General features: G+C 39.5%; 26 protein-coding genes and 1 riboswitch. Of the genes, 6 read left to right on the forward strand and 20 right to left on the reverse strand.

The annotated features are described in order from the left end of the window. Positions 1-67 precede the first annotated feature (67 nt). Positions 68-547 (reverse strand): acyl-CoA thioesterase, encoded by a 480-nt coding sequence (locus tag IHV12_RS19105; protein ID WP_144704267.1) that lies wholly within the window; start codon positions 545-547, stop codon positions 68-70. 160 nt (positions 548-707) lie between these two features. Then, positions 708-887: riboswitch (cobalamin riboswitch) on the reverse strand. Positions 888-1,013: 126 nt separating this feature from the next. Here IHV12_RS19105 and IHV12_RS19110 point away from each other — a divergent pair. After that, positions 1,014-2,141: an MGDG synthase family glycosyltransferase gene (locus tag IHV12_RS19110; protein ID WP_197191910.1), complete on the forward strand. Its 1,128-nt coding sequence runs from the start codon at positions 1,014-1,016 to the stop codon at positions 2,139-2,141. A gap of 264 nt (positions 2,142-2,405) precedes the next feature. Here IHV12_RS19110 and IHV12_RS19115 read toward each other — a convergent pair whose 3' ends face one another. From IHV12_RS19115 to IHV12_RS19150, 8 genes are all read right to left on the reverse strand, one after another. Continuing rightward, entirely contained in the window at positions 2,406-2,618 is a 213-nt protein-coding gene (locus tag IHV12_RS19115) for a hypothetical protein (protein ID WP_197191911.1), read from the reverse strand. Between the two features lie 114 nt (positions 2,619-2,732). After that, entirely contained in the window at positions 2,733-4,100 is a 1,368-nt protein-coding gene (locus IHV12_RS19120) for a GH1 family beta-glucosidase (protein WP_197191912.1), read from the reverse strand. Between the two features lie 15 nt (positions 4,101-4,115). Further along, entirely contained in the window at positions 4,116-4,892 is a 777-nt protein-coding gene (locus tag IHV12_RS19125; protein WP_225218915.1) for a carbohydrate ABC transporter permease, read from the reverse strand. Between the two features lie 129 nt (positions 4,893-5,021). Next, the gene (locus IHV12_RS19130; RefSeq protein WP_137791430.1) at positions 5,022-5,921 is read right to left on the reverse strand and encodes a carbohydrate ABC transporter permease; all 900 of its coding nucleotides are present in this window, start codon (positions 5,919-5,921) and stop codon (positions 5,022-5,024) included. Positions 5,922-5,987: 66 nt separating this feature from the next. Then, positions 5,988-7,298: an ABC transporter substrate-binding protein gene (locus tag IHV12_RS19135; RefSeq protein ID WP_197132370.1), complete on the reverse strand. Its 1,311-nt coding sequence runs from the start codon at positions 7,296-7,298 to the stop codon at positions 5,988-5,990. 102 nt (positions 7,299-7,400) lie between these two features. Next, a complete protein-coding gene (locus tag IHV12_RS19140; protein WP_197132367.1) occupies positions 7,401-8,411 on the reverse strand; it encodes a LacI family DNA-binding transcriptional regulator in 1,011 nt (336 codons plus the stop codon). A gap of 142 nt (positions 8,412-8,553) precedes the next feature. Beyond that, positions 8,554-9,795 carry a helix-turn-helix domain-containing protein gene (locus IHV12_RS19145; protein ID WP_197132364.1) on the reverse strand — a complete coding sequence of 414 codons (1,242 nt, stop codon included), beginning with the start codon at positions 9,793-9,795 and terminating at the stop codon, positions 8,554-8,556. Positions 9,796-9,944: 149 nt separating this feature from the next. Beyond that, positions 9,945-11,762, reverse strand: coding sequence for a M4 family metallopeptidase (locus IHV12_RS19150; protein WP_370568851.1), 1,818 nt, complete (start codon positions 11,760-11,762; stop codon positions 9,945-9,947). A 154-nt stretch (positions 11,763-11,916) separates the two neighbouring features. On the opposite strand from IHV12_RS19150, the gene IHV12_RS19155 reads away from it, so the two are divergent. The 3 genes from IHV12_RS19155 to IHV12_RS19165 all read left to right on the forward strand — a co-directional run bounded on the left by IHV12_RS19155 (position 11,917) and on the right by IHV12_RS19165 (position 13,790). Beyond that, complete coding sequence (locus tag IHV12_RS19155) at positions 11,917-12,579, forward strand: DUF4047 domain-containing protein (RefSeq protein ID WP_197191913.1); 663 nt, start codon at positions 11,917-11,919, stop codon at positions 12,577-12,579. Next, a complete protein-coding gene (sipW, locus tag IHV12_RS19160) occupies positions 12,548-13,093 on the forward strand; it encodes a signal peptidase I SipW (protein ID WP_197191914.1) in 546 nt (181 codons plus the stop codon). The genes IHV12_RS19155 and sipW overlap by 32 nt, the downstream gene beginning before the upstream one ends. An 82-nt stretch (positions 13,094-13,175) precedes the next feature. After that, on the forward strand, positions 13,176-13,790 hold the full coding sequence (locus tag IHV12_RS19165) for a TasA family protein (protein ID WP_191754436.1): 615 nt from the start codon (positions 13,176-13,178) through the stop codon (positions 13,788-13,790). 72 nt (positions 13,791-13,862) lie between these two features. On the opposite strand, the gene IHV12_RS19170 is transcribed toward IHV12_RS19165, so the two are convergent. The 6 genes from IHV12_RS19170 to IHV12_RS19195 form a co-directional block, all read right to left on the reverse strand. Next, positions 13,863-14,963 (reverse strand): threonine aldolase family protein, encoded by a 1,101-nt coding sequence (locus tag IHV12_RS19170; protein WP_197191915.1) that lies wholly within the window; start codon positions 14,961-14,963, stop codon positions 13,863-13,865. Between the two features lie 16 nt (positions 14,964-14,979). Further along, a complete protein-coding gene (locus IHV12_RS19175) occupies positions 14,980-15,687 on the reverse strand; it encodes a hypothetical protein (protein WP_197191916.1) in 708 nt (235 codons plus the stop codon). Further along, a complete protein-coding gene (locus IHV12_RS19180; RefSeq protein ID WP_197191917.1) occupies positions 15,684-16,427 on the reverse strand; it encodes a hypothetical protein in 744 nt (247 codons plus the stop codon). Before IHV12_RS19180 ends, IHV12_RS19175 begins: the two co-directional genes overlap by 4 nt. Further along, a complete protein-coding gene (locus IHV12_RS19185) occupies positions 16,408-17,310 on the reverse strand; it encodes an ABC transporter ATP-binding protein (RefSeq protein ID WP_197191918.1) in 903 nt (300 codons plus the stop codon). The genes IHV12_RS19180 and IHV12_RS19185 overlap by 20 nt, the downstream gene beginning before the upstream one ends. After that, positions 17,307-17,672, reverse strand: coding sequence for a GntR family transcriptional regulator (locus IHV12_RS19190; RefSeq protein ID WP_370568852.1), 366 nt, complete (start codon positions 17,670-17,672; stop codon positions 17,307-17,309). The genes IHV12_RS19185 and IHV12_RS19190 overlap by 4 nt, the downstream gene beginning before the upstream one ends. Before the next feature lie 159 nt (positions 17,673-17,831). Beyond that, complete coding sequence (locus IHV12_RS19195; protein ID WP_197132337.1) at positions 17,832-18,416, reverse strand: vWA domain-containing protein; 585 nt, start codon at positions 18,414-18,416, stop codon at positions 17,832-17,834. A gap of 97 nt (positions 18,417-18,513) precedes the next feature. On the opposite strand from IHV12_RS19195, the gene IHV12_RS19200 reads away from it, so the two are divergent. Further along, positions 18,514-19,014 carry a hypothetical protein gene (locus IHV12_RS19200; protein ID WP_197191920.1) on the forward strand — a complete coding sequence of 167 codons (501 nt, stop codon included), beginning with the start codon at positions 18,514-18,516 and terminating at the stop codon, positions 19,012-19,014. A 387-nt stretch (positions 19,015-19,401) separates the two neighbouring features. On the opposite strand, the gene IHV12_RS19205 is transcribed toward IHV12_RS19200, so the two are convergent. From IHV12_RS19205 to IHV12_RS19215, 3 genes are all read right to left on the reverse strand, one after another. Further along, complete coding sequence (locus IHV12_RS19205) at positions 19,402-20,514, reverse strand: NAD(P)/FAD-dependent oxidoreductase (protein WP_197191921.1); 1,113 nt, start codon at positions 20,512-20,514, stop codon at positions 19,402-19,404. Between the two features lie 111 nt (positions 20,515-20,625). Next, positions 20,626-21,411 carry an SDR family oxidoreductase gene (locus tag IHV12_RS19210; protein ID WP_197191922.1) on the reverse strand — a complete coding sequence of 262 codons (786 nt, stop codon included), beginning with the start codon at positions 21,409-21,411 and terminating at the stop codon, positions 20,626-20,628. Between the two features lie 120 nt (positions 21,412-21,531). After that, positions 21,532-22,653: an NADH-dependent flavin oxidoreductase gene (locus IHV12_RS19215; RefSeq protein ID WP_197191923.1), complete on the reverse strand. Its 1,122-nt coding sequence runs from the start codon at positions 22,651-22,653 to the stop codon at positions 21,532-21,534. 397 nt (positions 22,654-23,050) lie between these two features. Here IHV12_RS19215 and IHV12_RS19220 point away from each other — a divergent pair, with 397 nt between their 5' ends. Beyond that, entirely contained in the window at positions 23,051-23,509 is a 459-nt protein-coding gene (locus IHV12_RS19220; RefSeq protein ID WP_197191924.1) for a TspO/MBR family protein, read from the forward strand. 49 nt (positions 23,510-23,558) lie between these two features. Here IHV12_RS19220 and IHV12_RS19225 read toward each other — a convergent pair whose 3' ends face one another. Together IHV12_RS19225 and xylF are read right to left on the reverse strand one after the other, a co-directional pair. Then, entirely contained in the window at positions 23,559-24,272 is a 714-nt protein-coding gene (locus IHV12_RS19225; RefSeq protein ID WP_197191925.1) for a VCBS repeat-containing protein, read from the reverse strand. 111 nt (positions 24,273-24,383) lie between these two features. Beyond that, positions 24,384-25,475, reverse strand: coding sequence for a D-xylose ABC transporter substrate-binding protein (xylF, locus tag IHV12_RS19230; protein ID WP_197191926.1), 1,092 nt, complete (start codon positions 25,473-25,475; stop codon positions 24,384-24,386). Between the last annotated feature and the right edge of the window lie 21 nt (positions 25,476-25,496).

The raw sequence follows: 25,496 nt of genomic DNA on the forward strand, positions 1-25,496 counted from the left end.
AACCTTCCGCTACAACCAACTTACAAAGAAGAAAGAAAAAACTACAACTATAACTTTTAAAGAAACCTTAAATTTTGTTTACATTTTTATATAACAAACGCCTTTCTTTCCTTAGTGGAGCACCTTTAAAGAGTGCTTCTTCCTCTTCTGTCTCAGGAATGACACTCGGTACCGGAAACGGCTTACCGTTTTGATCAATGGCCACCATCGTTAAGATTGACGTGGTGTTCAACGTCCTGTTCCCCGTCTCTAGATTTTGACACTCCACTTTTACGTATACTTCCATAGACGTTCTTCCCGTTGAGATTACTACACCTTCTAATATGAGGATGTCTCCCACTTTAGCCGACGATAAGAAGTTTACATTATCAATGGATGCGGTGACAACCACTTTCTTGCTGTGCTTCATGGCGGCAATCGCTGCGATTTCATCAATGTACGATAAAACGGTACCACCGAATATCGTTCCCATGTGATTCGTGTCAGGCGGCAATACCAACTTTGTTTGAATCGTTCTTGAGATGTTTGCTGATAACTGCTGTTCCATACCATACCCTCTTTTCTGAAGCTTGAAAGCTCCTCTTATTTTGAGGGAGTTAGTGAACAAAGAAAAATACCCATCACGAAAGACGGGTACGTAAGAATACATAACAGAAAGAATGATCTATTAAATATCCCTCGTCCTATCTTCCCAACTCCCGAAGAAGATCAACGCTATAAAGATGGCAGGTCTCCTGACTCGTGCATCAGCCTACTCTAAGCCCTTCCCGTCAGATAGACAGTGGTTTTGCTTATTTCGTCAGCACTTACAGTTGCGGGTACAGTCCTGGCCTCACACCAGATTCCCTATTAAGTCTGCAACAGACACCATAATTATCGGATCTTATGAAATTTTGAATCTATCTTATTGTACCACTAACAATTTTTACTTTTTACAAAACCTTTTAATCTTCTTCATATCACGTTTAAAATCTCCTGCTATTCTTATCTCAAAAGACTGGGGAGGTTTTCTAATGATACGTCCAACAGCATTAATCCTTACAGCTAACTATGGCAGCGGTCATGTTCAAGTGGCTAATGTCCTCGCTGAAGAAATGAAGAGTAAAGGATTTCAACCTGTCATATCTGATTTATTTGGTGAAGCTCACCCCATCATGTCCCAAGTTACGCAATCCATATTTATCAAAAGCTTTTCACACGGCTCTTCTTTTTATAAATGGTTTTATTATGGAACAAACAAATTGAATGCCAATACGATTACACAATTCTCTCGTTATTTAGGAAGAAAAAGATTTCTAGAATTGATTAAAGAACATCAACCCCGTTTTGTAATAACAACCTTTCCCCTTCACGCTGCGCCATTTCTTATTAAAAAATCACGGTTTAACATCCCCATCTATACCGTGATCACTGATTATTTCGCTCATCCATTTTGGATCAATCCAGCGATTGATCATTATTTTGTTGCGTCTGATTCAGTCAAAAACGGACTGATCAAACATGGTGTGGCAGAAAATAGAATTACTGTTAGCGGTATTCCCATTCGTTCAGACTTTTATCGCCCAATTCATAAAGAGAAAGTGTTTACTAAATACGGAGTTACGCCAAGTAAACGTGTCGTGACGCTCCTAGCTGGTGCTCAAGGTGTGCTAAGGAATGTTAAGGTTCTTACTCAGCTTTTATTAAAAGATCCTTCTCTGCGAGTAATTGTAGTATGTGGCAAGAATAAAACGTTGTATGAGAAATTAACACCACTAGCCGAACAACATCCAGGTTCATTCCGATTATTCGCTTACGTAGACGAACTTCATGAAGTCTTAAAGATTTCCCATTGCGTAGTAACCAAGCCAGGTGGCATCTCCATTACTGAAGCTGCTGCTGTAAGAGTGCCACTTATTCTATATAAGCCCGTTCCTGGCCAAGAAGGAGAAAATGCTAAGTATTTTGAAGAAAAAGGTGCTGCAATAGTTGTTCATACCGCAGACGAAATTGTGGAGAATGTTCAGAGGCTATTTAATAACGAAGCTTTATTATGTAACATGCAGAAAAGTTTAGAACTCATTCATAAATCTCACTCTTCCTCATTGATTGCTGATTATGCTGTTGAAGATATACAACAGCTAACTCAAATTACACGTTAAGTAGCTATTGATGGATATAGCTTCTGATAAAACTGGGCGGGGTTTGCGACTACTATCTTGAGAAATTTTTGAAATAATACTAGAAATTTCGGATTTATTCCGGCGAGTTTTGGTCATAAACCGGCGAGTCGTCACACTTCGACAAGACACACTAGCCCTATACCCCCTACCTCAACATAGCAGTGCAAACTTAACTTATTCGCGCACTCCAAAAAATAGACTGGCAGAATCGCTATCATCAGCGTTTCTGCCAGTTTTAAAACTTTAATCTTCCTTAGCACAGTCTTCCGCAATGGCTCGAAGGTCCGCATAGAAAAAATCATCATTGCATAACGGGGAGTGTTCCTTTTTATTATCATATTTCTCAACGATTTCCTTCAATTCACCGGTGTCACCTTTTGCGTTGATGATTTCTACTAACTCATTCATTCCGTCTGATGTTTCTTCATCGATACGTTCTTCATTTTTATCCTTCATGTCTAACCCTCCTATACGCTTTTAGCTTCCCCACTCAAGAAAATTTTACACAAAACAAAAAAGTCCCTAACCTATGTCAGGGACTTCAATGGTTATTATTATCTTAGAAATAAATTAGCTTACTGTAATAGCATCTGTTTCTTTGTTGCTGTTATTGGTTCCTCTGTTCTTCACGATTTCTGCATAACGGTATGCGCTATCTTTCCAGATTCGCTCTTGAGAATCAAAATCTACGTAGATGATTCCAAATCGTTTGTCATATCCGAAGCTCCACTCAAAATTATCCATGAGAGACCATAGGTAGTACCCTTCAATATTCATGCCTTCATCGTTCAGATCAGAAACTGCTTGAAGATGCTTTTCGATATAATCCACACGGCCAGAGTCGTGGACGCGTCCGTTCTCTAGCACGTCATCAAAGGCTGCACCATTCTCGGTAATATAGATAGGAAGATCCGTATACTCCTGTCTCAATCTTCTGATCAGATCTTTAAATTCTTCTGGCGCTATGTCCCATCCCATGCCGGTCTTTTCATAATCAGAATGAGCCCCTCTATGTAAGAAGTCATTCGCTGCAGAGAACTCAACAATCCCTCGGCTATAATAGTTGATGCCAAAGAAATCACAAGACGTTGAGATGATTTCCATATCCCCTGCTTCGATAAAATCATACGAATGAACATATTTAGAGAACAAGTTCATCATATCAACAGGGTACTGCCCTTTGAAAACAGGATCTAAGAACCAGCGATTGGAATAACCGTCAGCATTATTCGCTGCAAGCTGATCGTTCGCAGAATCTGTTTTTGCATAGATAGGTGACAGGTTTAACGTAATACCGATCGGCGTTTTGGATTGAAGCTCGTTCTTTAAATATTGTACAGCTTTTCCGTGAGAAAGAAGCATGTGGTGTACCGCTTTAACAGCTTCGTCCATGTTCGTATGTCCTGGCGCATGAAATCCTTGATGATAACCTAAGAAACCAGCACACCACGGCTCGTTATGCGTAATCCAAGAATCCACCTCTGCATCAAGCTCTTGGAAGCAAACTTTTGCTAACTCCATAAACCAATCGACTGACTCACGGTTTACCCATCCGCCTTCTTCATGAGCCCATAGTGGGAGGTCCCAGTGGTAAAGCGTAATCGCAGGTTTGATTCCTTCTTCACGTAAACGCTGCGTTAATTTCTTGTAGAAGTCCATTCCCTCTGCATTCAAAACACCCTTTTCAGGAAAAATACGGGGCCAGGAAACTGAGAAGCGATACGTTTCTACGCCAAGCTTCTTAATCTGCTGAATATCTTCTTCAAATCGGTAGTAATGATCACACGCTATGCTTCCATTATGCTGTTGATATACTTTTCCAGGCGTATCACAGAACGTATCCCAGATTGAAAGTGTTCTGCCTCCTTCAAGACGAGCTCCCTCAATTTGATAAGAAGATGTTGCTGTACCAAACACGAATGACTTATTAAAATGCATAACTGTTTCTCTCCTCTATTCTTTGATAGAACCTGCTGAAATGCTGTTAACGATATATTTTGATAAAAATAGGAACGCTACCATGATCGGCACCACGGAGATCGCGATACCTAAATACATAGACCCCAAGTTTTGAGCCACTTGTGAACCTTTTAAGAAGCCCATCAACACAGGAAGCGTGAACTTTTCAGGTGAGAATAATACAACTAACGGCATGATGTAGTTGTTCCACGACCCGATAAACGTGAAGATAGACATGGTCGCAATAGCAGGCATCATGATTGGAATTGCGATCGTATGAAAGATTTTAAATTCACTTGCTCCATCAATTCGTGCCGCCTCAATCAAACTTGGATGCAGCGTTGTTAAAATGTACTGGCGCAGGAAGAACACCACGAAAGGACTTGCTGCAGCAGGAATGATTAACGGAATATACGTATCTAATATCCCTAAGTTCTTACATAACTCATAAAATCCGATCAACCCTAACTGGCCTGGGACCATCATCATCACTAACATGAAAACGAACATCGCATTCTTACCTTTAAACACGTAGAACGCAAATCCATAAGCTGTTAACGCTGAGAAGTAACCGGATAACAACGTTACGAGAACGGAGATGATTAAGCTGTTCTTAAAACCCGCCCAAATATTGATATAGCTCATCATCGTTTGATAGTTTTCAACGATTGCACTACCTGGAAGAAGGGTGAAGCCTGAAAGGATCGCTTCATTTGAGCGTGTGGCATTAACAAGCATCATTAAGAACGGAATGAAACACACGATTGCCATAACGATCAATACGGTATAGATCAGAATTTTTGGTATGCTGACTTTCCGCTTCGGTTTTGTTTCTATAACACTTTTCTTTTCAACAGAATTTGAAAGGCTATTATCTACCGCTGTTTTTCCTATCATGCTTTACACCTGCCTTGGTTGTTTACGTTCTTTCCCATACATCCCTTTGAAAATGAAAGCAGAGAAGATGAGCGTTATAACAAATAACCCGTATGCGACTGCTGCAGCATATCCGTAGTTGTTATACTTGAAGGCTTGATTGTATAAATAGAGCACCATCGTATTTAACGAGCCATCTGGTGATCCTATTCCATCTGTTAAAAGCATCGGTAGATCAAACAATTGAAGACCTCCAATGAGCGAGGTAATCATGATATAAAGCAGGATAGGCTTCAATAGCGGAATCGTAATCTTAGAAAACGTCTGCCAGCGATTTGCACCATCGATCAATGCTGCTTCGTAGTAGTCTTTCGATATACCTGATACGCCTGCCATCACAACGATAAAAGAGTGCCCAAACCACATCCACGTTAAAATCAATGAGATCGATAACTGTGCACTCGTTGGTTCGTTAAGCCAGTTGATCGGATCTGAAATGATTCCTACCTTCATCAACATCATGTTTAATGAACCGTGCTGCCAATCTAGTAAAATCCCGAATAATAGAGCAACCGAACTGATCGTAATTAAATTTGGTAGATAAAAGATCGCTCGAAAGAATGCGATACCTTTTAATTTCACTCTCATATCTGAAAAGATCATAGCCAGGATAAGAGCAAGTCCCATTTGAAGTGCGAAGTTCACACCCCATATCTTCCATGTGTTAAAAAAAGCTTCAACAAAATATGTGTCTGTAAGGAGTCGTTTATAGTTTGCTAGACCTACTAACTGTGCTTCACCACTGCCTGTATAATTTGTAAAGCTATAATAAAAGGTTAGGGCGACGGGATATATACTGAACACTAAGAAGACGAGCCAAAACGGAGCAATAAAAAAATAGCCATAACGGTTTAAATTTTTCATCTCTCCTCCCCCTTTCAATAGATAGGTCAGTGGCGAGAAAAAGTTTCCCGCCACCGTCCATAAAACTTATTTTTTCGGTACTTTGATGTCTGGATAAGCATTTTGTGCTTTTTGATAAAATTCTTTAATCGCTTCTTTTTTAGATTTCTTACCTGTTACATATTGCTGAACGGCATTTCCGTAAAGCGTATCTAGCTGCTGATCGTACTTCGTCACGATCCCAGGTGTGATCTTAGTAGATTGATCCAGGAAGAATTGATAGTTGTTCTGTCCACCTAAGAATTTGTCGCTAAAGTCATCTTTAATTGTCTCTGTTACAGGTAGATAAGAAAGGACATCACCTGTTTCTTTACTCCAAGATGTTAAGAACTCATCGTCTTGTGTCATCATTTTCACAAATTTATAAGCAAGTTCCTTATTATCCGATTTGTTGTATACACCAAGCCATGTTCCACCCCAGAAATAAGGACTCGGACCACTCGTTACCGCCCAGTCACCAACAGATTCCTTAACATTGGTTTTCAGGACGCTATGTAATCCCCATGTAGGAAGAACATATGAAAACACTTGGGTTTCTTTTTCCTTGCCACCCTCTTTTACCTTGATCGGCTTATCCATGCCTTCGAACCAAGATGGTGACCATTCAGGTGCTAGAGCAGTGTATTGATTATCACGAAGCTTTTTCGAGTAATCCATGTACTCCATTTTTTCTTCCGTTAGCTGAAGCTCATTCTTGTCGTTTACCCAAGGCTGTGGATTGTCACCTTGTGTGAACCAGCGGATCGCACCTTCATCTGGGAACATGCTATAGCCTTTTGACTTCATCTTTTCTGCTACTTCAAACACCTTATCCATAGAGCTCATCATTTCACCAACTTGAGTTGGATCGTCTGTTCCTAATACTTCCTTTGCAATGCTTCGCTTATAATAGATGCCTCCTGGCGTTGTTTGCCAAGAAAGAGCGCGTACATCGCCATCTTTATCTTTACCAAGGTCAAATACATAAGGTACATACTTATCAGAAAGCTTATCTGCGTTATAAGGCTTTTCAGATAAGTTCTCCCAATAGCCTGCATCAACCCATTGTTTTAAGAATGCGATCTCGCCCGTGAAAACGTCAGGAGCTCCAACACCACTCTCAAGTACTGGCTTTAATTTTGTCGGGTAGTCAGCGATCGGAACAATCGTTAACTCCACTTTTACGCCATTCTTTTCCTCAAATGTTTTGATCGGTTTCTTTAATTCATCTGTAAACGACCAGATTCTTAGATCAACATCTTTCTTGCCATTACCAGATGTTTTCGAATCGCTTGAACAACCTGCAAATAATCCCACCAACAAAATTGATACCAAAAAGATACTTAACTTCCTTTTCATGTATAAACCCCTTCCTTCTTTAAAATTTATAGAGCGAAAGCGGTTTCGTTTTGTTTCAAAATAAATATTCGAAACCGCTTTCGAATTATCCTAAAAAAATTTTTATTTTTTTTGTGAGCATGATTCTCGAATGATTAGTTCGACTGGAATACGTTTGGATGTAATCAGTTTTTTCTTTTGGATAATTTGTTTCATCAACAACTTTGCTGCTTGGTATCCAATCATATCCGTATCTTGCTTAATCGTCGTTAACTTCGGTGTAATGTATGCTGCCATTTCAATATCATCATAACCGATGATTGAAATATCTTCGGGTACAGATAAACCCTTCTCTTTTATGGCCTCAATTGCACCGATAGCCATATGATCTCCTGCAACAAATACCGCTGTAGGTACATCATCTAACATCAACAGCTTTTCCATGGCCGCTTTGCCTTCACCGATTGAGAACAATCCACCATTGATAAGGTAGCCTTCATGAATCGGCAGGTTCAACTCATTCATCGCTTTTTTAAATCCTTTAATTCTTTCTGCACCTGCATCAGTTAAAGCATCGCCAGCGATATGAGCGATCTTTGTATGACCAAGTGAATGCAAGTAGTTAACTGCCAGCTTTCCACCTTCAATATTATCCGAGAAGACAAGACTGCAGTTCTGTTTGTTCATATCTATAACAACGATAGGAATCGTGCTGTTTATCATCTCTTGTACTTGCGGATCTTGTGGATCAGAACAGATTACTACAATGCCATCAACGGCACGGTAAGAAAAGTGTTCTAAATAGCTGATATCCCGATTACGCAGATTTCTTGAAGCGAAGATCAGATCATATCCCTCTCGTTCTGCATTCTTTCTAAAACTTTCTATTATGGCACTAAAGAAAGGATGTTTCATTCCTACTTCATTCGATTCAGAAAACATCACACCAATCGTCCAAGACTTTTTTGTAGAAAGCGATTGGGCATGTGCATTAGGCAGATATCCCATTTCTTCGACTGCTTGTAGAATCTTCTGCTTCGTTTTTTCACTCACATCAGAATAGTTATTGAGTGCCTTTGAGACGGTTGTCGTTGAGAAACCCGTCTTTTTTGCAATATCATAGATTGTAGCCATTGTTATCTCCTCTTTACCGAAAGCGCTTTCGTTAATAAAAATTATAACTGACAGTAAAATAACTTTCAATATAAATTTTCTAACTTTTTCGAACAAAAAAAGACAGGGGACTTTTTATCCAACCTATCTTGCATGACTTTATTTAATCTCTAGCTAGAAACAGAGAGGAAATTTCAATTGCTTTCTCGTACTGCTTCGTATCGGCATAATAGTGGTATAGCTGCTTTCCAAACTTATCGATCCTGCTAAATTGATTATGAGCTTGAAAAAATGGCATTGCTATATTTTCTAAGTAACTGAAATAAGCCTCCATCTCGCCCTTTAAGATATACAGGTGAAGTTGAAACAAATGCAAATATAACTGGTGCTTTACCATTTTAGCTGCTGTTAATCCTTCTTCTGCACTTTTTAAATTCTGCCTTTGAGACTGAAGTTTTCCATCGATACTATTGTCCAAAAAATTATACAATCGATTTAAATAGATCGCTGTTTTTTTATCAGCCATCTTTAACGCTTTTCGATAATAGATGTGCGCATTCTCATAATCTTTTCTTTTGAAAAATTCAAGCCCTAGATTATGCAGAAGCATTCCGATAATACCAATTTCGTTTAGCGTTTCACTATCCTGAATCAACTGAAGGTAACGGTTAACTTTTTGTTCAAATTCATGCTGAGTGGCGCATTCTATTTGAAGCAGCATGACTGATTCTGCTTGGATGGCTCTTGAGAAGTTGTTGTTTCTCTTAAAATAGTCCACTGCTTTTTTGGCATTGATATAAGCCATCGTTTTTGATTCAACCCATTGATAAGCCATCGCTAAATGATAACAGTATTCTTCATTTCCATAGGCAATCTTATCAATCGTACTCAAGAGCTCGATCGCTTTCTTGCGATTCTCAACATAAAAATTGTTGTACTTCTCCAAATAATAGATTCCTTTTACATGCTTATACATGTTGTATTCAAAAGGAGTCAGATGCTCAGTTTTTATTCGGTTTAAAATCTCTGCTGTTTTTTGTGGCTCTTTTTTTAAAAGATAATAACGAGCAAGCACTAGCTGATAAAGTGCTGCATGTTTTGAGGATTTAACAATCGGAAATTGATCTAATTCACTTTTTGTTTTCTCTACTTCCTTCATTCTTTGCATGATAATAGAGTTGTGCCATTGATGAAGTTTCTTCTCCATATCTTGAAAGAACTGCATCTCCTTCTGTATGTCGATATCTAGCCGTTTTGAGAATAAGGTTATAATCTCCGTTGAATACTTCGTCTGCCCCCGCTCAATTTTACTAACATGTGTTGTCGTACAAATATCTTTGCCCAGTTGCTCTTGAGAAAGTCCTCTTCTTTTCCGATAAAATTTAATAATTTCTCCCTCGATCATATGTGTCTCTCCTCATGAACAAATGTTTAATGATAAAAGTTTCTTTCTAAATTATTTTTTTCCTTCTAAAGTCATTTTTTTGAGTCTTAATGCTCACCATTTTTCCATAAAAAATCCACGAAAGAATACTCTCTCGTGGATCACACTGCTTATTGAGCCGGTACACCAATCGCATCGTATGCTGCCATTACCGCTTTTGTTTCGGCAGATGGAGCTCCATTTCGGTCTGGATAAAGATCTCGAGCGGATTGAATCGCTGCAGCACGCATCTCTTTGAATCCTGATGACGGTACAAGATAGTTCGTTAACGCACGGTAAAAGATTTTCTCTGTTTTCGAACGTGTGATACCCGTGACTTTAACTCCGTGGTGCTCTCCTCCTTCAGAGATGAGATAAGCTGCTTTATTGTTGATGGAGCTGTTAATATGAACCCCACCCTTATCCAGCTCACCTAAGTAACGGTCTTCATAGTGATCAGGATATGCATTATCCTTCAATCCATAAGCTGCAGATAGCTTTCTGGACTTTGGATTACTCATGGAACGAAGTCCTCCATCACCAGGTACGTTTGGTGTGTAAATGTCTTCACCCATCTCCCACTCAGATGGACTTGTTAATCCGTGTGAATGCATCTCAGACAACGCACCGAAGATATCAGCTAGTGATTCATTAATCGCACCTGATTCTCCTTGATAGGTTAAGTTTGCTGTTTTTGAGATTACACCATGTGTCATCTCATGACCTGCAACATCCATCGCACCTGCTAATGAACTGAACAGAATACCGTCACCATCTCCGTAAAGCATCTGCTTTCCGTTCCATGCTGCATTGTTCCATTTAGACCCAATGTGGACCGTGCTTATGATCGGCATTCCGTTTCCATCGATACTGTTACGTTTGTGGATATTTTGGTAATACGTATTTACTTTGATAGAGTTCGTATGAGCTGAAACCGCTGCTGGATCAGCAAAGAAAGACGTACCTGTTTCTACTTCAAAACCTGAGAACCCAAAAAGTCCGGATAGTAGGATGAAAGGTGTTTCACCCATGCGGTTCGCTTTGTACGTATGAACTGGGACGATGTTTGGATTCGTCGTTGTTCCTCCTCCTATTGCCGCACCATGCAGATAGCTTTTCCCGGATGTACTATCTTTTACAGCGATAAAGTTTTGAACTTTACCGAATAAATCTAGTCCTCTTCCTGTTATCGGTGTTACTGCTGGAGCATCTGCTTCATGTACCGCGTTAAACTGATCAACGATCTCACCCGTTGTTGCATCTATAAAATAATGATAAAACCCAGGTGCAGGAACAGAAGTCGAAACTTTAACTAAATACGTTAAGTAGTTTCTGCCTTCATGCGGATAGATTGTTAATTCTGTTTCTACTCCGTCATACTGCTTAACTTCTCCAATCTCAGCAACTACTTGCTCTTTCGCTGTTCTTTCTGCAGCTTCCTTCGATATGGACGGATCTGTCGAAATGATCGATCGACCTAGTTTTTGAGTTACCTTCCCAAATGATGCGTACACATTGTTGTTTGCATCTAATGCAACGGTTTGTCCACTGCCGTAGATGGGAATCCCGTTGTATTGCTCAATAGTACGCACGTGGTATGTATTTGTGCTACTATCTGTAAACTCTTCTACGATCTTAAACTGCTCTCCTATTGTAGATGCTGATTTCGCTCCAACCTCGGAAACGACCTGTGATTGAAGATACGCTTTAACGATTTCAGCTTTACTCAACCCTTCAGGAGCTTGGAATAAAACAGTTGTAGGATTCGCGTGTGCATTAGATCCAGGTAATGAAAATCCTCCAAGTGTAACGGACAATGCTAGAACTGCTGGAATTACCACTTTTTTGTTCAATCGTTTTTGTCTTTTCTTTTTCAACCCATTCACCTCTTCATCAAATTGTGCTTCCGGAATAATTCCAATTATTAAGAACATTACAAATGTGGTCAATTGGGTTAATTTATCCTTAGTTTTTCAAGGGTTAATAGCTTTTAAGGACTTCATTCGACAAAAAATGTCCATATTTCTTGAATAATTAACCCAATAACAATCTCGAACACATTCTGCAATAATAGGGTCAAATCACTAGACGAGGAGGGCTGATATGAAAGGCAAGCTTCATAAAGGAACTGTTCTATTGGGGTTGTGCTCTCTATCTTTTTATTGTGGTGCTCAAATTACCGGTCAAACTGAAGCTGCCTTTTCAAGCCGAGCTCAAATAAAACCGGTTGAACTTTCAGCTGCAATTGTCTTTCCAGACACAGTGGGAGATCTTAATGGAAAAGCTATGATCATTTATTCGGACATACTCTCTCTATCCAATACCGTTCCGAACGCCGCTGATGATGCAAGTTTACAGGAGCTAAAAAAAACGATCGAGAAGATTACAAGAATAGAACAAGCACTTCACTCACTTCTCAATGATTTTCAAGACATACATAATGAGCTCTTGAACTATGAGAAACAGGTAAGGAATCTGGATTCAAAGACATACCAATTTGTCTATGAAGGGTGTAATGAGGCAAACGAATTGAGCAAAAAAATAAAAGAAACAGTGAACTTACAACCTATTAAACAATTACACCATTCTATTGAAGTTCGTATCAACAAGTTAGAAGATGCTGAGAAGAAGATTGAAGGTCCCATTAATTCAGCAGAGATGAAGAATGCTACTGATCATATAGAACAAAACGAATTTGCTGATGATTCTATTCAAAGTGAAGGAGAAACAAAACATGACGAAAAGACTGTTGAAATTCACGACTAAACTAGCAAGTACCTCTTTTATTGTATTGCTCTGCTTGCTTGCTTTTATCATCCTATCGTCCCGTGTTTCAGGATCAGAACCTTCCGTTTTTGGCTATCAGATTAAAGCGGTATTATCTGGATCGATGGAGCCTATCTTTCAAACAGGGTCTATCATCTCTATTAAACAGACAGTCGATAACACTACCTTTAAAAAAGGCGACATTATCACTTTTCAAATGGAAGATAAGCTGATTACTCATAGAATTATTGATGTTGAAAATAAAAACGGACAAATTTCCTATCACACAAAGGGCGATAACAATGACGGACCTGATATGTGGTCAGTTCCTTCAAATGATGTGGTTGGAAGCTACACAGGATTTACGATTCCTTATGCCGGATATGCATTAAATGTAACTCAATCTAAGGAAGCATCTGCACTTTTGTTATTTATTCCAGGGTTCTTATTATTTAGTTCAGCTGTCTTTTCTATAGTGAAAGCAGCTAGAAAACTAGATGTCGAAAAAGCATAAACTTGGGTTAGATCTCTATGTATTTAAATCATACATACGAGTTTAATAAATTTATATTACATATCTATGGAGGTTGAGAAGAATGGGGTTTACGAAGACAATTAGCAAAGGCGTTATGACAGCTGCACTAGGTTTATCTTTAATGGGAGGAGGAACGTTCGCTTACTTTAGTGACACGTTTGAAACGAAGAACACTTTCGCTGCAGGTACGTTAGATCTTTCCATCAATCCAAACGCTGTGGTTAACATTGACAACATCAAACCAGGCGATGAAGTGTACCGTGAATTTACGTTTGAGAATAAGGGTTCACTAGACATCTATCAAGTACTACTAGATACGAAATATACAGTTGAAGATGCAAAATCAGATAATACAGATGATCTAGCAAACCACATTAAGATTACAATCATGTACAACACGAGCAGTGCAACTGTTCCTGTTGTTGAGACAACATTAGCCCAACTTAAAGAACAACAACCTGATCTAACAGCAATTGATGAATTCGTTGGTACAGTTCAGCGTCCTGATGGTATTCCTCCAGGTGAGAAAGAAAAAATGTTCGTATTGTTCCAGTTCGTAGATAATGGCGAAGATCAAAACCAGTTCCAAGGAGACAAGCTTAAAGTGGATTGGACGTTTAACGCGAAACAAGCACCAGGTGCTTATAACGACGATACGGATCCAGAGAATAACTAAGTTTTAGTACAAGCTAGAACTGCTATGATTAGCAGTTCTTTGCTGTTTTATCCTTAGTTACAACGTTATTATTTATACTGAAGCTCTTGTCTTCAACTTCTTGTTTAGCAGTGTGAACGTCTGTTTTAAATTACTTTTAGGTACTGTAGAATAATTGTCACCTATGCTTACTTCAAAGAAACAGCTATTCTCACCATTCTCTCGAAGATGTCCTGTTAATCCAACTCCACTTTCACCATAAGTGTCTGCAAAAATGCGTTCCACTTCATTCTTTGGTGCTTGGACATGGACATGAAACATGTTTGAAACTGGCGTTATAGGGAGTGTACGTACACCTTCACACTCGTTATAGAGCGTTGCCAATTCCTTTGCACCCTCATAGTACTCTTCCATTTTTCCAACCCGCTGATCGAAATAAAAATCTGCGCTTAAGATATATGGATATAGACTGATCAAGTCACCGCCATGTCGTCTTTTCCAAACCTTTGATGTTTCAGTAAAGTCTTTTGGCCCAGCTAAGATTGCACCAGCAACTCCACCGATCCCTTTGTAAAAAGAAACATATACACTATCAAAAAGTGCACAAACTTCAGCTGCCGTCTTTTTATAATAGGGAAGTATTTCAAACAATCTTGCTCCGTCAAGATGAAGTTTAATTCCTTTTTCTCTGCAGTAATCAGAAATAGCTTGTAATTCTTCAAAACTCGGCAGCTGCCCCCCGATTTCTCGTTGAGGAAGTTCCAGTAGTAAACAAGAAACGTCCTCCATCATGTTGACAACGTCATCGAGCTTGATGATCTCATTAGCATCAGTAAGCAGCACGGGTTCAATATGATGAAGTTCTTTCAAACCATCTTCTTCGTGAATTTCCAAGTGGCATAGTGGATGATACGCAACTTTTTGGATACCCTTTTCATCACACCAAATACGCATGGCGATCTGTTGAGCCATCGTCCCACTCGGGAAGAATACAGCAGATTCTTTTCCTAAATAAGCAGCCATCTTTTCTTGAAAGCTATCAATGATGTGGCCACTGCCATACATATCACTTTCTTCCTGCCCGGTTTGATTTGAAAGAGAATCTAACAGAACAGAAATGTCTCTTTTTCCGTGTCCGGTTACTTGGTATTTTGCATTTTTGTAGGCGTCTAGTAATGTATTTTGGTTCTTCAACGTAAAAAGCTCCCCTCTATTCGTTTATCCAGCTAATATCACCATTTATCTCAATATCCTTAGGTACTTTTAAAAGAATAAAATCACGACCGATCACAGAGTTACGATTTTCTTGACTAAAGTGTCCACCTTTAGAGAACTGGCTGTATGCAAAGCCTGGTGAAAACCTAGAGAAACTAACTGTCACTAAAGATGGGTTATTTACGGTTAGCTGTTGTCCGTTTAATAATAGCTCTGGTGGATGCAATTCTTCTGTGAAATCTACACCATCAATATAAGATTTTCCTATATAGTAAGACGCTTCAATTTCACCATCATTTTCGTTCTTTCGTTCTGCAAGAACACTCATGATGCCTGTTTCTCCCTCTGTTAAAACAATGTCTAACGACTTTTTATCAGTAGAGAAAGACCACTTCTTCTTTTCAAAAAATGCTTTATCAAGGTCATCTAGATTTCCTGAATACAAATTGTTTACTGCCCTGTTTTGAGCGTTTTCTATTTTGTTCATTTCAGCTGCTGTAGCTACCTTTTGATCATTCTTGTGGTCTGGAAGGATGCTTAGTGAAATAACTGTAGCAATCGCTAGAATAAATGTATATCCGCCAAGGATCCAGCGAATTTTTCTTGTTCCTAAGCTTACTTTAGTGTTTGATCTCATGATTCCAATTCCAAAAGCGACGATAATAAACACAATTAAAATTGGCAAGAAAGATATAATTATCATTTTCTTACCTCCATTCTGTTAGAAATCCCAAGGCTAGCTAGCAGTAAAAGGGACGAAACGAGAGCAATTTTACATATGAACAGAATAAATGATGTTTCTTCTCCAAAAAACCTTGTTATATTTACAAATAATTCTGGATCGCCACCAACTCCATCCAAAATTAAGCCTCCAAACAAGATAGTAGGAATAATTAACAAGAAACCTTTATGAAGCTGAATTAAAATACCAACAAGATACCCTGCGCAAGCAAACAGAAAAATATAAAGAATGGAAGTAATCATCCCCATGACAAATTCAGTAAACGATAATGAATCAACGATGATTGAATAATTATCTTTGAAGTAAAACGCCAAGATTTGAAAGAGATGAGTAGAAAGATAAACCGTTATGCCTGCAAAAATACTAGCTGATAAAAGAAATAGAATGTTTGAAACTTGACTGATGGTACGATTAGTCACAAACGAAAAATCATCATAACGATACGCTCTCGTTGTTATGATGATGGCTGTTATGAACGCCCAAATCATCATAAAAATGAGGATGATGTCACTTGTGTAATAGTAAAAATCATATTGTATTGAATTTGAGGAGCCACTTCCCGACCCCGTTCCATTAAAAGAAAAAAGAATCGCTAGCAACTGGATCACGATTAACGATGTAAAAACACCAAAGTACGATTTTAGCTTATAGCGGTATTGTTTCTTCACGATGTCCCAAGCCTTAACCTCTGCTAAATACATGATCGATCCCACCCTTTGTTTTACTTGTTAGATAACTACAAATATCTTCTGCAGAAACTGGCGTGATTTCTAACCCTAACTGTCTAGCATCCTCTAACTCTTGTAATGAACGATCGTTTCTTATGACCGCATATGACATATTTGCGCCGATCTCTTGCAAGGAAATCGGTTCCATTTTTTCAGTCCACTTCTCCACATTAACCGTCTTTCCTCTCACGCCAATCGCGTACTCTTTTAGTTGATCGATGGGTAAGTGAAGACACTTTTCACCAGACTTAATGAGTAGTACCTCTTCTAACAGATCTTCTACTTCATCTAATAGATGGCTAGAAAGAATGATCGTTCTTGGATAGGCGATGTATTCTTTTAATAACGCTCGGTAAAAATCCTTACGTGTCGCAGAATCCATCCCACTTGTTGGCTCATCCATGATCGTGAGTGGGCAGCGTGCCGCTAAGCCAACAATCATATTAAACGTGCTCTTCATTCCCTTTGACAGATTTCCATGATATTGATTAGGGTTAAAAGAAAAATAATCAAATAATTTCAATGCTAATTCGTGGTTCCAATTCGGATAAAAACTCCCCGCTGTTTCAAGCAGTTCTTTTAATGTTAACCCTTGTGAAAAACTCATCTCGTTATCGATGAAGATTGTATTTGCCGAAACCTTAAGATTATTAAACGGATTTTCAGAAAAGACTTGTATGTCACCCGCAGAATGATGAAGATAACCTGCCATTATTTTTAATAATGTTGTTTTTCCTGCTCCGTTCCTTCCGATCAAACCGGTTATCTTGTTTTCTGCTATACGGAAGTTCATATTTTGAATCGCTTTGGATCGACCATATTGCTTAGTCAGATCATGACAAACGACAACATTCATGATTGCTCCTCCTTTATTCTTTGGTGCATATCTCTGATCATCGTTATCAGTTCTTCTTCTTCGACTTGCAGCTGTACAGCTTCTTGGGCTAATTCGGTTACAAGTGAATGTAGCTTAGAACTCTTTCTTTTACCGAGGATAATTTTTCTTGCATCCGCCGCAACAAACATCCCTAATCCCCTTTTCTTATAAAGAACATTATCTTCAGCCAATAAGTTTATCCCTTTACCGGCAGTAGCCGGATTCACATTAAACATCTCAGCTAGTTGATATTGCGAATATATTTTTTCATCTGCTGAAATCGATTCGTTCAAGATCTCGTTCTCGAGCCATTCTGAAATCTGAACATAAATCGGTTTCATACTATCAGCATTTAGCAGCAAATGTACTTCACCTCCAACTTACCACTATAGTGCATTACGTATGTAATGTACTATATATTTCCAATATATGCAATATGTTGTTTATGATGTCATAAAAAAAGACACTCTCCTGTATATGGAGACTGTCTGATAGTCAGATTATTTATTTCTTCGCTGTATGATTTCTTCACTCATCATGGCATATAAATTTTCTACACCTTCATCGGTAGCTTCAAAACGAAATGCATCTTCTTCTTTAATACCAAGATTTTTAGCTTCAGCAATCACATCAATATTTGCACCCATAAAAATAAAATCCCAATTGTATTTCTCTTGCTGATGTTCAATAAGGTTCTTTACCTTTTCGTGTGTGAATTCGGAACTCGCGTTTTCCATTCCATCTGTCGTAATCACAAAGATCACTTTACCTGGTCTATCGTTTTCTTCAGTGCGTGATAGCCTGTAACCCACATCCAATATGGTTTTGCCTACAGCATCTAAAAGCGCTGTAGTTCCGCGTACATAATAGTCCTCGCTCGTTAGATGCGCCTGTTCTGCAGCTACACCATTCCATAGAATTTCATACTGATCATCAAATAAAACGGTCGTAAGAAGTGTTTTTCCCTTACGTTCAACTTGCCTTTTTATAAACGAGTTAAACCCTCCAATAGTATCCCTCTCCAGTCCTGACATCGAACCACTTCGATCAAGTAAAAATACGATTTCTGTTATTTTTTTGTTCATCCTTAACCATCTCCTAACATTTGTCATGCTATAATCATAGCTAGAAAGATTCAGCAAATGGTCGCCTGTGAAGCGACATTTTAGGAGTTGGTCGGGTATGCTTGATCAAAAGCTTTTATTAGAATTAGAAACTTACCTGAATGATTATTTCATAATGGAATTAGAAGTTTGTCGATCTCCTAAGATGATGGAGGAATGTTTAGAAGAAAGCAGTCTTCGTTTTGAATTAGATGCGTTTATTCATCACAACAAAAAGCCAACGCTGCAAGAAAGGCTTTTTCAACTGATTGATGAAAAAGGTGTAACCGACGCAGATATATATAAGAAAGCTGGCTTAGATCGAAAGCATTTTTCTAAGATTCGCTCTAAATCAGATTATAGACCAAGAAAAATTACAATACTTGCGCTAGCTCTTGGTTTGGAATTGGACGAAGATGATACAGAAGAGCTTCTGGAAAGTGCAGGATACTCACTATCTCACAGTGATACAAACGACTTAATCTTTAAATTTTTCATTAACAAAAAAATCTATGATATAGATGCTGTCAATGAGTACCTGGTGTATTTCAGCCTAAAACCGATTGGGAGTACCATATAATAAGTGTTTTCGTATATATAGTTGCTCCCCAAAAGTAGTTGATTTCCGCTCCAGATTGCTCGCTTTCCATGGGGCGAACGGTGAGCCTCCTGTCTAGTTGCAGTGACTAGCCCCTCGAGGTCAAAAGTTAAACGGTCAAGAAGGCAAAGTACGCCTTCCAAGCCCATTTACCTTTTGCTTGTCGGGGCTGAACGAGTCACTTTCACTTTTCGTACTGCCGCTTTGCGCCCTTAGGAGTCTCCACCTGACCGCTCGTCCCATAGGAGTCGGCAACCTTACTCTTCAATCAACTTGCATAGAAGAGTAAAAATCATTTTAACAGCGACAACTTTTTAGAAAAAGCTTAAATAAAAGACAACTCACTTAAGTGAAAGTTGTCTTTTTTTATTATTCAATAGCACCAGATACATCATAGTTAGATATATCTAGTTCTGTAGACTTTCCTAATGCAAGCTTCGCAAGTTCAGCTCCTAAGTATGGTCCACTTGTAAGCCCTGATGCACCGAGGCCGTTCGCGACCAAGATGTTATCAAAATTAGGAAGTTGCCCGATAACAGGTAAAAAACCTGGCGTGAACGGACGAAAGCCTACTCTCGTCTCAAGAAGTGATCCTTCTGCAAGACCAGGTGCAACAGCTAAGGCTTTTGAGAGTATGTCATGAATACCGCCTGCCGTTACTCGTTTATCAAAACCCGCTTCATCTTCATGTGTTGCTCCTACAACGACACGATCATCAAAAGTGAGGATGTACTGATTTGTCGGCGGCATCACCACTGGCCAATCAGCTGTATCTGTTTTAGGCAAATCCAAGTGGATGATCTGTGCTTTTTGTGGCGTTACTTTAAAGTTAATTCCCAGTGGCTTTAAGATCTCATTCGACCATGCTCCTGCTGTTATGATAATTTGATCTGCGAGAATGGTTTGATCGTTAACAGAAACACCAGAAACCTTGTTTCCTTCATGAAGCAGGCGCGCATTTCCTTGGAGGATTTGCACTCCGTTTTTCTTAGCTCCGTTCAACAAAGCGTCACGCATCGCTCTTCCGTTTACACGAGCACCACCACTTACGAAGACCGATCCGAAATCATCGGATAAAGGCGGAAAGCGTTTCTTCGTTTCTTCAGGAGAAAGAATCGTGATCTCACCAATTTCTGGCGCTTCTTCTCTACGTTTCAGAGCGCGTTCTGCCATTTTTTTAAGTTTGTCAGGATCTGCATGTAAACTCAGTGTGCCTACCCGTTTGTAACCCGTATCGATTTCACCGTCTTCCTCGAGCATCTTGATGAGTTCAGGATAATACCGCGCTCCGCCTTTTGCTAACTGATACCAAGCTTTGTTACGACGCTGAGATAGCCACGGACACACGATGCCAGCTGCTGCATCTGTCGCTTGTCCACTATCTTTTCTATCGATTAATAGAACGTCTATATCAAATTTACTAAGATGATAAGAGGTAGACGCTCCTAAAATTCCGGACCCGATAACAATTATTTTTTTCATATTCCAACATCCCTACTATCCCGTTATATATGTATCTAACTATAGTATTTTCTTAAACAAAACTCAAAAAACCCTGACTTTTCATCAGGGTCTCCTCAGATGTTGATTACTTTATATTTTCATTTCCCAACGTTCTTTCTCCGTTTTCTTTAACTGTTCTTCTACTTCCTGTGGGTGAACAGTTCGGAAATGGTGTTGCTCAGCTGGGATGATCTCAATCATTTTCTCGATCATGTCCTCTGGATCATATTGATTCTTCAGCTTCTCTTCTTGCTTCTTCATATCTTCTCTTCTTGTAAAATTCTTTTCGGGGTCATACCATTTGTATTTTTCTTCTGCACTTCGATCATTAAAGCCTGTTGCATAAGCACCTGGATTGATGGTTGCCACTTTTACACCGAACTCTTGAAGCTCAGCCTGCATCGTTTGAGCAATTCCTTCAATCGCATGCTTTGTTGCCGTATACGGGCCAACATATGGTGTCGCTGATATACCTGCCATAGAACTTAAAAAGATAATTTTCCCGCTACGCTTCTCGACGAATTTTTTCGCTGCTAGCTGAACGGATTCTAGCGTAGCAAATACGTTAACTTCAAATAGTGCACGAACACGGTCCATCGGAACTTCGGCTAATGGGCCACCCTCATTGATCGCTGCATTTGCTACAAATATATCAAAGTCATATTTCTCTATTTGTTTTAAATCTCGTTCATTTGTAATATCAAGTTTGAACACCTCAATATCAAGACCTAGATCCTTAGATTCTTCTAAAAGGGCTGTTTTTTGTGATGTCGTTTCAGTTGTGGCGATGATTGCGTGCCCTTTTTTAGCGAGTCCGATTGCGGCACCTTTTCCTAATCCACTTCCTGCGCCTGTTATAAATATAGTTTTACTCATTCAATCTGCCTCCCAGTCTTATGTCTACTCTATCTCTTCCCACACCTGTTGAAAGTAAACTTTGTTGTGTTTACAAAATAAAAAAGCAGGATCAGCTCCTGCTTTTTCTTATATCTTTTATTAAACTCCTGGGAACCAACCTGGTGCATTCAATACCGCGTTCCACAACGGATCTGGTACTACTAGTTCATCTTGCTTTGTTTTATCAAGTTTCGTTACGATTTCAGACTCTTTCCCTTGTTCGATCTTTTGTACCCAATCTGGATCGATGATTAATTCACGACCTAGAGCAATCAAAGGTACTCCTGATCCTAATGCTTTGATCGCATCATCTGCTGTATAGATTGAACCTACTCCCATAACAGGTACACGACCGCCCACTCTTTCGTTAATAATCTCAATGCGTGAACGTGTATCTTCAACTCCTCGTCTAGGTTCAGACCAGAAATCCATTACCGAAACGTGAAGATAATCTAATTTCTTAGCACTGAGTGCATCGACGAGTGCTAACGTATCAGCCATCGTAATTCCTGGTGTTTCAGGTTCTTCTGGTGAGAAGCGGTAGCCTACGATAAATGAGTCATCTGCATATTCAGCAACTGCTTTTTTCACTGAATCTACAACTGCTAAAGGAAACGCCATACGTTTTTCTAATGAGCCGCCCCATTGGTCTTCACGGCGATTAGCGTGTGGCGAAAAGAACTGCTGAATCAGATAGCCGTTCGCACCGTGGATCTCAACACCGTCATAACCCGCTTCAATCGCTCGTCGAGTGGTTTCACCAAAATCACGAATGATAGAAGATACTTCTTCTGAAGTCAGTTCGCGTGGCACAGGTTTTCCTTCAGCTGAAGGAATATTGCTCGCACTTACAACATCTCCGTTCGGAACAAGCTCAGGCGGTACTTCACGACCACCATGAAAGATTTGTAGAATCGCTTTTGATCCTTTTGCTTTTATGGAAGAAGCTAAACGACGAAGACTCGGAATCATTTCATCCGTATCTCCAGCGAACTCTCCCGGAAATCCTTTACCGTTAGCCGTAACATTCGTACAAGCTGTGATCACCATTCCAACACCTTCAGAACGGCGCTCGTAGTAGCGAATTTCTTCATCTGTTACAGTTCCGTCTTCATTTGAAGAAAAGTTTGTCATCGGTGCCATGACAACACGGTTCTTAAGTTCAACTCCATTTTTAAAACGATAAGATTCAAACAATGGTGCATATTTTTTATTCATCATGTTTGTCTTCCACCTCTTATTTTTATTGGGCTCTTCAAGTCGTTTTTGCTTTTATCTTTTTTCTTCCATGAATGTTGATTGAAGTGCAAGATGCGAGACTCCTGGGGGATCAGAGTGACAGGTGAGACTCTTAACAGCGCAGAGCGCTAAGAGGCTCACCGCACTCCCCCGGAAAGCGAGCATTCTGGAACGGAAATCAACCACATACATTACTAACTATGAAATAGCCCGAATTATGACTTTCTTTTTTAAAGTAACTATTATAATAATACCCTCTGTTTCCAAATGCAAAAAATACGCTTCTGGTTTAAAGAATAATTTAAAAAGGGAACAGTATACTTCTAAGAAATATAGACAATTGCTTACACGAATCCCACTACAACCCAGGAGGTAACGCATGAAAAAATCCAGTATTGCAGTCTTTGTCATCATCTTTGCTCTGTTCTATGTTTCCAGTTTTCTGTTTCCAATCGACCGCGAGTGGTATGATGCACTGAACAAGCCATCATGGACGCCGTCAGGACAAACAATTGGTATTATATGGGCTGTTTTGTTCTTTTTAATCGCACTATCAGCTACACTTATCTACAATCAATACGGTTTTAAACCAATCGGCTTTTGGATTTTATTCGCTGTCAACTATGTATTCAACCAAGCTTTCGGATATTTTCAATTTACACAAAAAGATTTGTTCGCAGCGAGCATCGACGCACTATTGATTGCAGTGACGACTTTACTGTTAGTCATTTATGCGAGTCGTTTAAGAAAAGTTTCAGGATGGCTGCTCATCCCTTATCTTCTCTGGAGTTCGTTTGCTACCTACTTGTCATGGACGATCTATAGCATGAATGCTTAAACAAAAAGAGAAAGAGATCTAACCTTTTCAAAAGGCTAGATCTCTTTTATTATGTTCCAGAAATCGCTACGTATTGATTCTGAAGAACAAACCGGTTGTTACTCCATCCTAGCGTATTGACTACATACCCTAGAGCGTCTGCGTTATATAACCCTGCGATCTTTTGATAAGCAGAAAGCTCGTAAACTCCGTCGGAATCAAAATCGATTGGATATAGACCGCTTAATGGATTTACAAAGCCGGTAATTGGTTTCTTTAGCTTTCCGTTCACATCATATATTTCATTTAAATACTCTTTGTCTCTCAGAGAGATATCAATGATATACGTTTTTCTATTACGCTTACTTACCACTCGAACTTTGTAGTTATTCTCGTAGATCACATCATATTCATAAGCAGCATTGTAAGCGTTGAAATTAAACATTTCTTGTGGTGTGTTCCCTATAAACGAGTACACATAATGGTACATGAATCCTCCGCTTCCACCCGAATTGATGCTGACCAACACATCTGAAACACCGTTACCTGTAAAATCTCCCAGAAACAAAGTTGGATTGTATCCAGCATTGTCAGAAAGAGGCACTCTTGTTTGTGAACCTGTTCTCCCATTCTTCACAAAAAGCGTAATGTTCTCAATAAATGGGCTGTCCTGACTCTTCGTACCTGTTAGGTATACATCATCTGGTACACGATCTCCAGTCACATCTCCCTTAGCAAACGCAACAACACTCGGAGTTACTCTATAATTGTAATGGTTATACATAACATGCTCCTTAGATATCGTTTACTAACATGTTATGGGCACCTGACGGGAATGACACAATCTTTATTCAACAAAAAAGCCCCGAGCCATATGAAGATCACGGAGACTGATTTATTGCTGATTCTGATAAACATCACTTTTAGAATGGAATCCATCACGAAAAATCGTTACTTCAAGATTCCCCTTATCAACCGCAATCGGTGATAATAAAACAGAAGGAACCTCCATTTTACCGTTGTTTATCTTTCGTTCTGTTTTTATCGTTTCGCCTTTTGCCATCTTCACTGCCAATTCTGCAGCTTTCTCTGATAAAGCCTGAATCGGTTTATATACCGTCATCACTTGAGTTCCACGCACGATCCGCTGCACGCCAGCAAGTTCGGCATCTTGTCCAGCTACCGGAATCTTCCCTGCGAGCCCTTGTGCTTCAAGCGCTTGTATGACACCACCCGCAGTAGCATCGTTTGCTGCAATTACCGCATGAATCTCATTGTTGTTAGCTTTCAACGCTGACTCCATATTTTTAAAAGCATTAGCAGGCGTCCAGTCTTTGGACCATTGATCGTACACGACCGTGATAACCCCTTTATCTATTAGAGGCTGCAGAACTCGGAATACGCCTTTTTTGAACAGATGAGCATTGTTATCCGTTTCAGCTCCTCCTATATACACGTACTTTCCATTCGGAACGAGCTTTGTTATCGCTCGAGCTTGAAGCTCGCCTACCTTTTCGTTGTCAAAAGATACGTACATATCAAGGTCTGCATTTTTGACTAGGCGGTCGTATGCCATCACCTTAATCCCTGCTGAATGTGCTTTTTTTACGATCGCCGCCATAGCTTCAGCGTTATGAGGAACAACGACAAGAAGGTCAACCTCATTTTGGATGAGTGTTTCAGCCTGTGCAATCTGCAAAGAATCATCACCGTTGGCCGCAAGTATCTCTACTTCTGCCCCAAGATTCTCTACGGCTTTTTTAAAGAGTTCTTTGTCTTTAAGCCACCGTTCTTCCAATAACGTATCCATGGAAAAACCGATTTTAATCTTTTCCTCTTCCGCTGTCTCACTGCCCACTTTTTCACTTTTAGAAGAAATCGCTTTTCCAAGTGTCTCATTACTCTTACTGTCTTTGTCGCATCCGGAAGCACATATCATGGCTATGAATAACAGGACGAGGCATACACGATTTATAATGTTTCTCATGAATGATACTCCTTTACGTAC

Source organism: Fictibacillus sp. 7GRE50 (assembly GCF_015903875.1).
In the GTDB taxonomy this organism is placed as follows: Bacteria; Bacillota; Bacilli; order Bacillales; family Fictibacillaceae; genus Fictibacillus; species Fictibacillus phosphorivorans.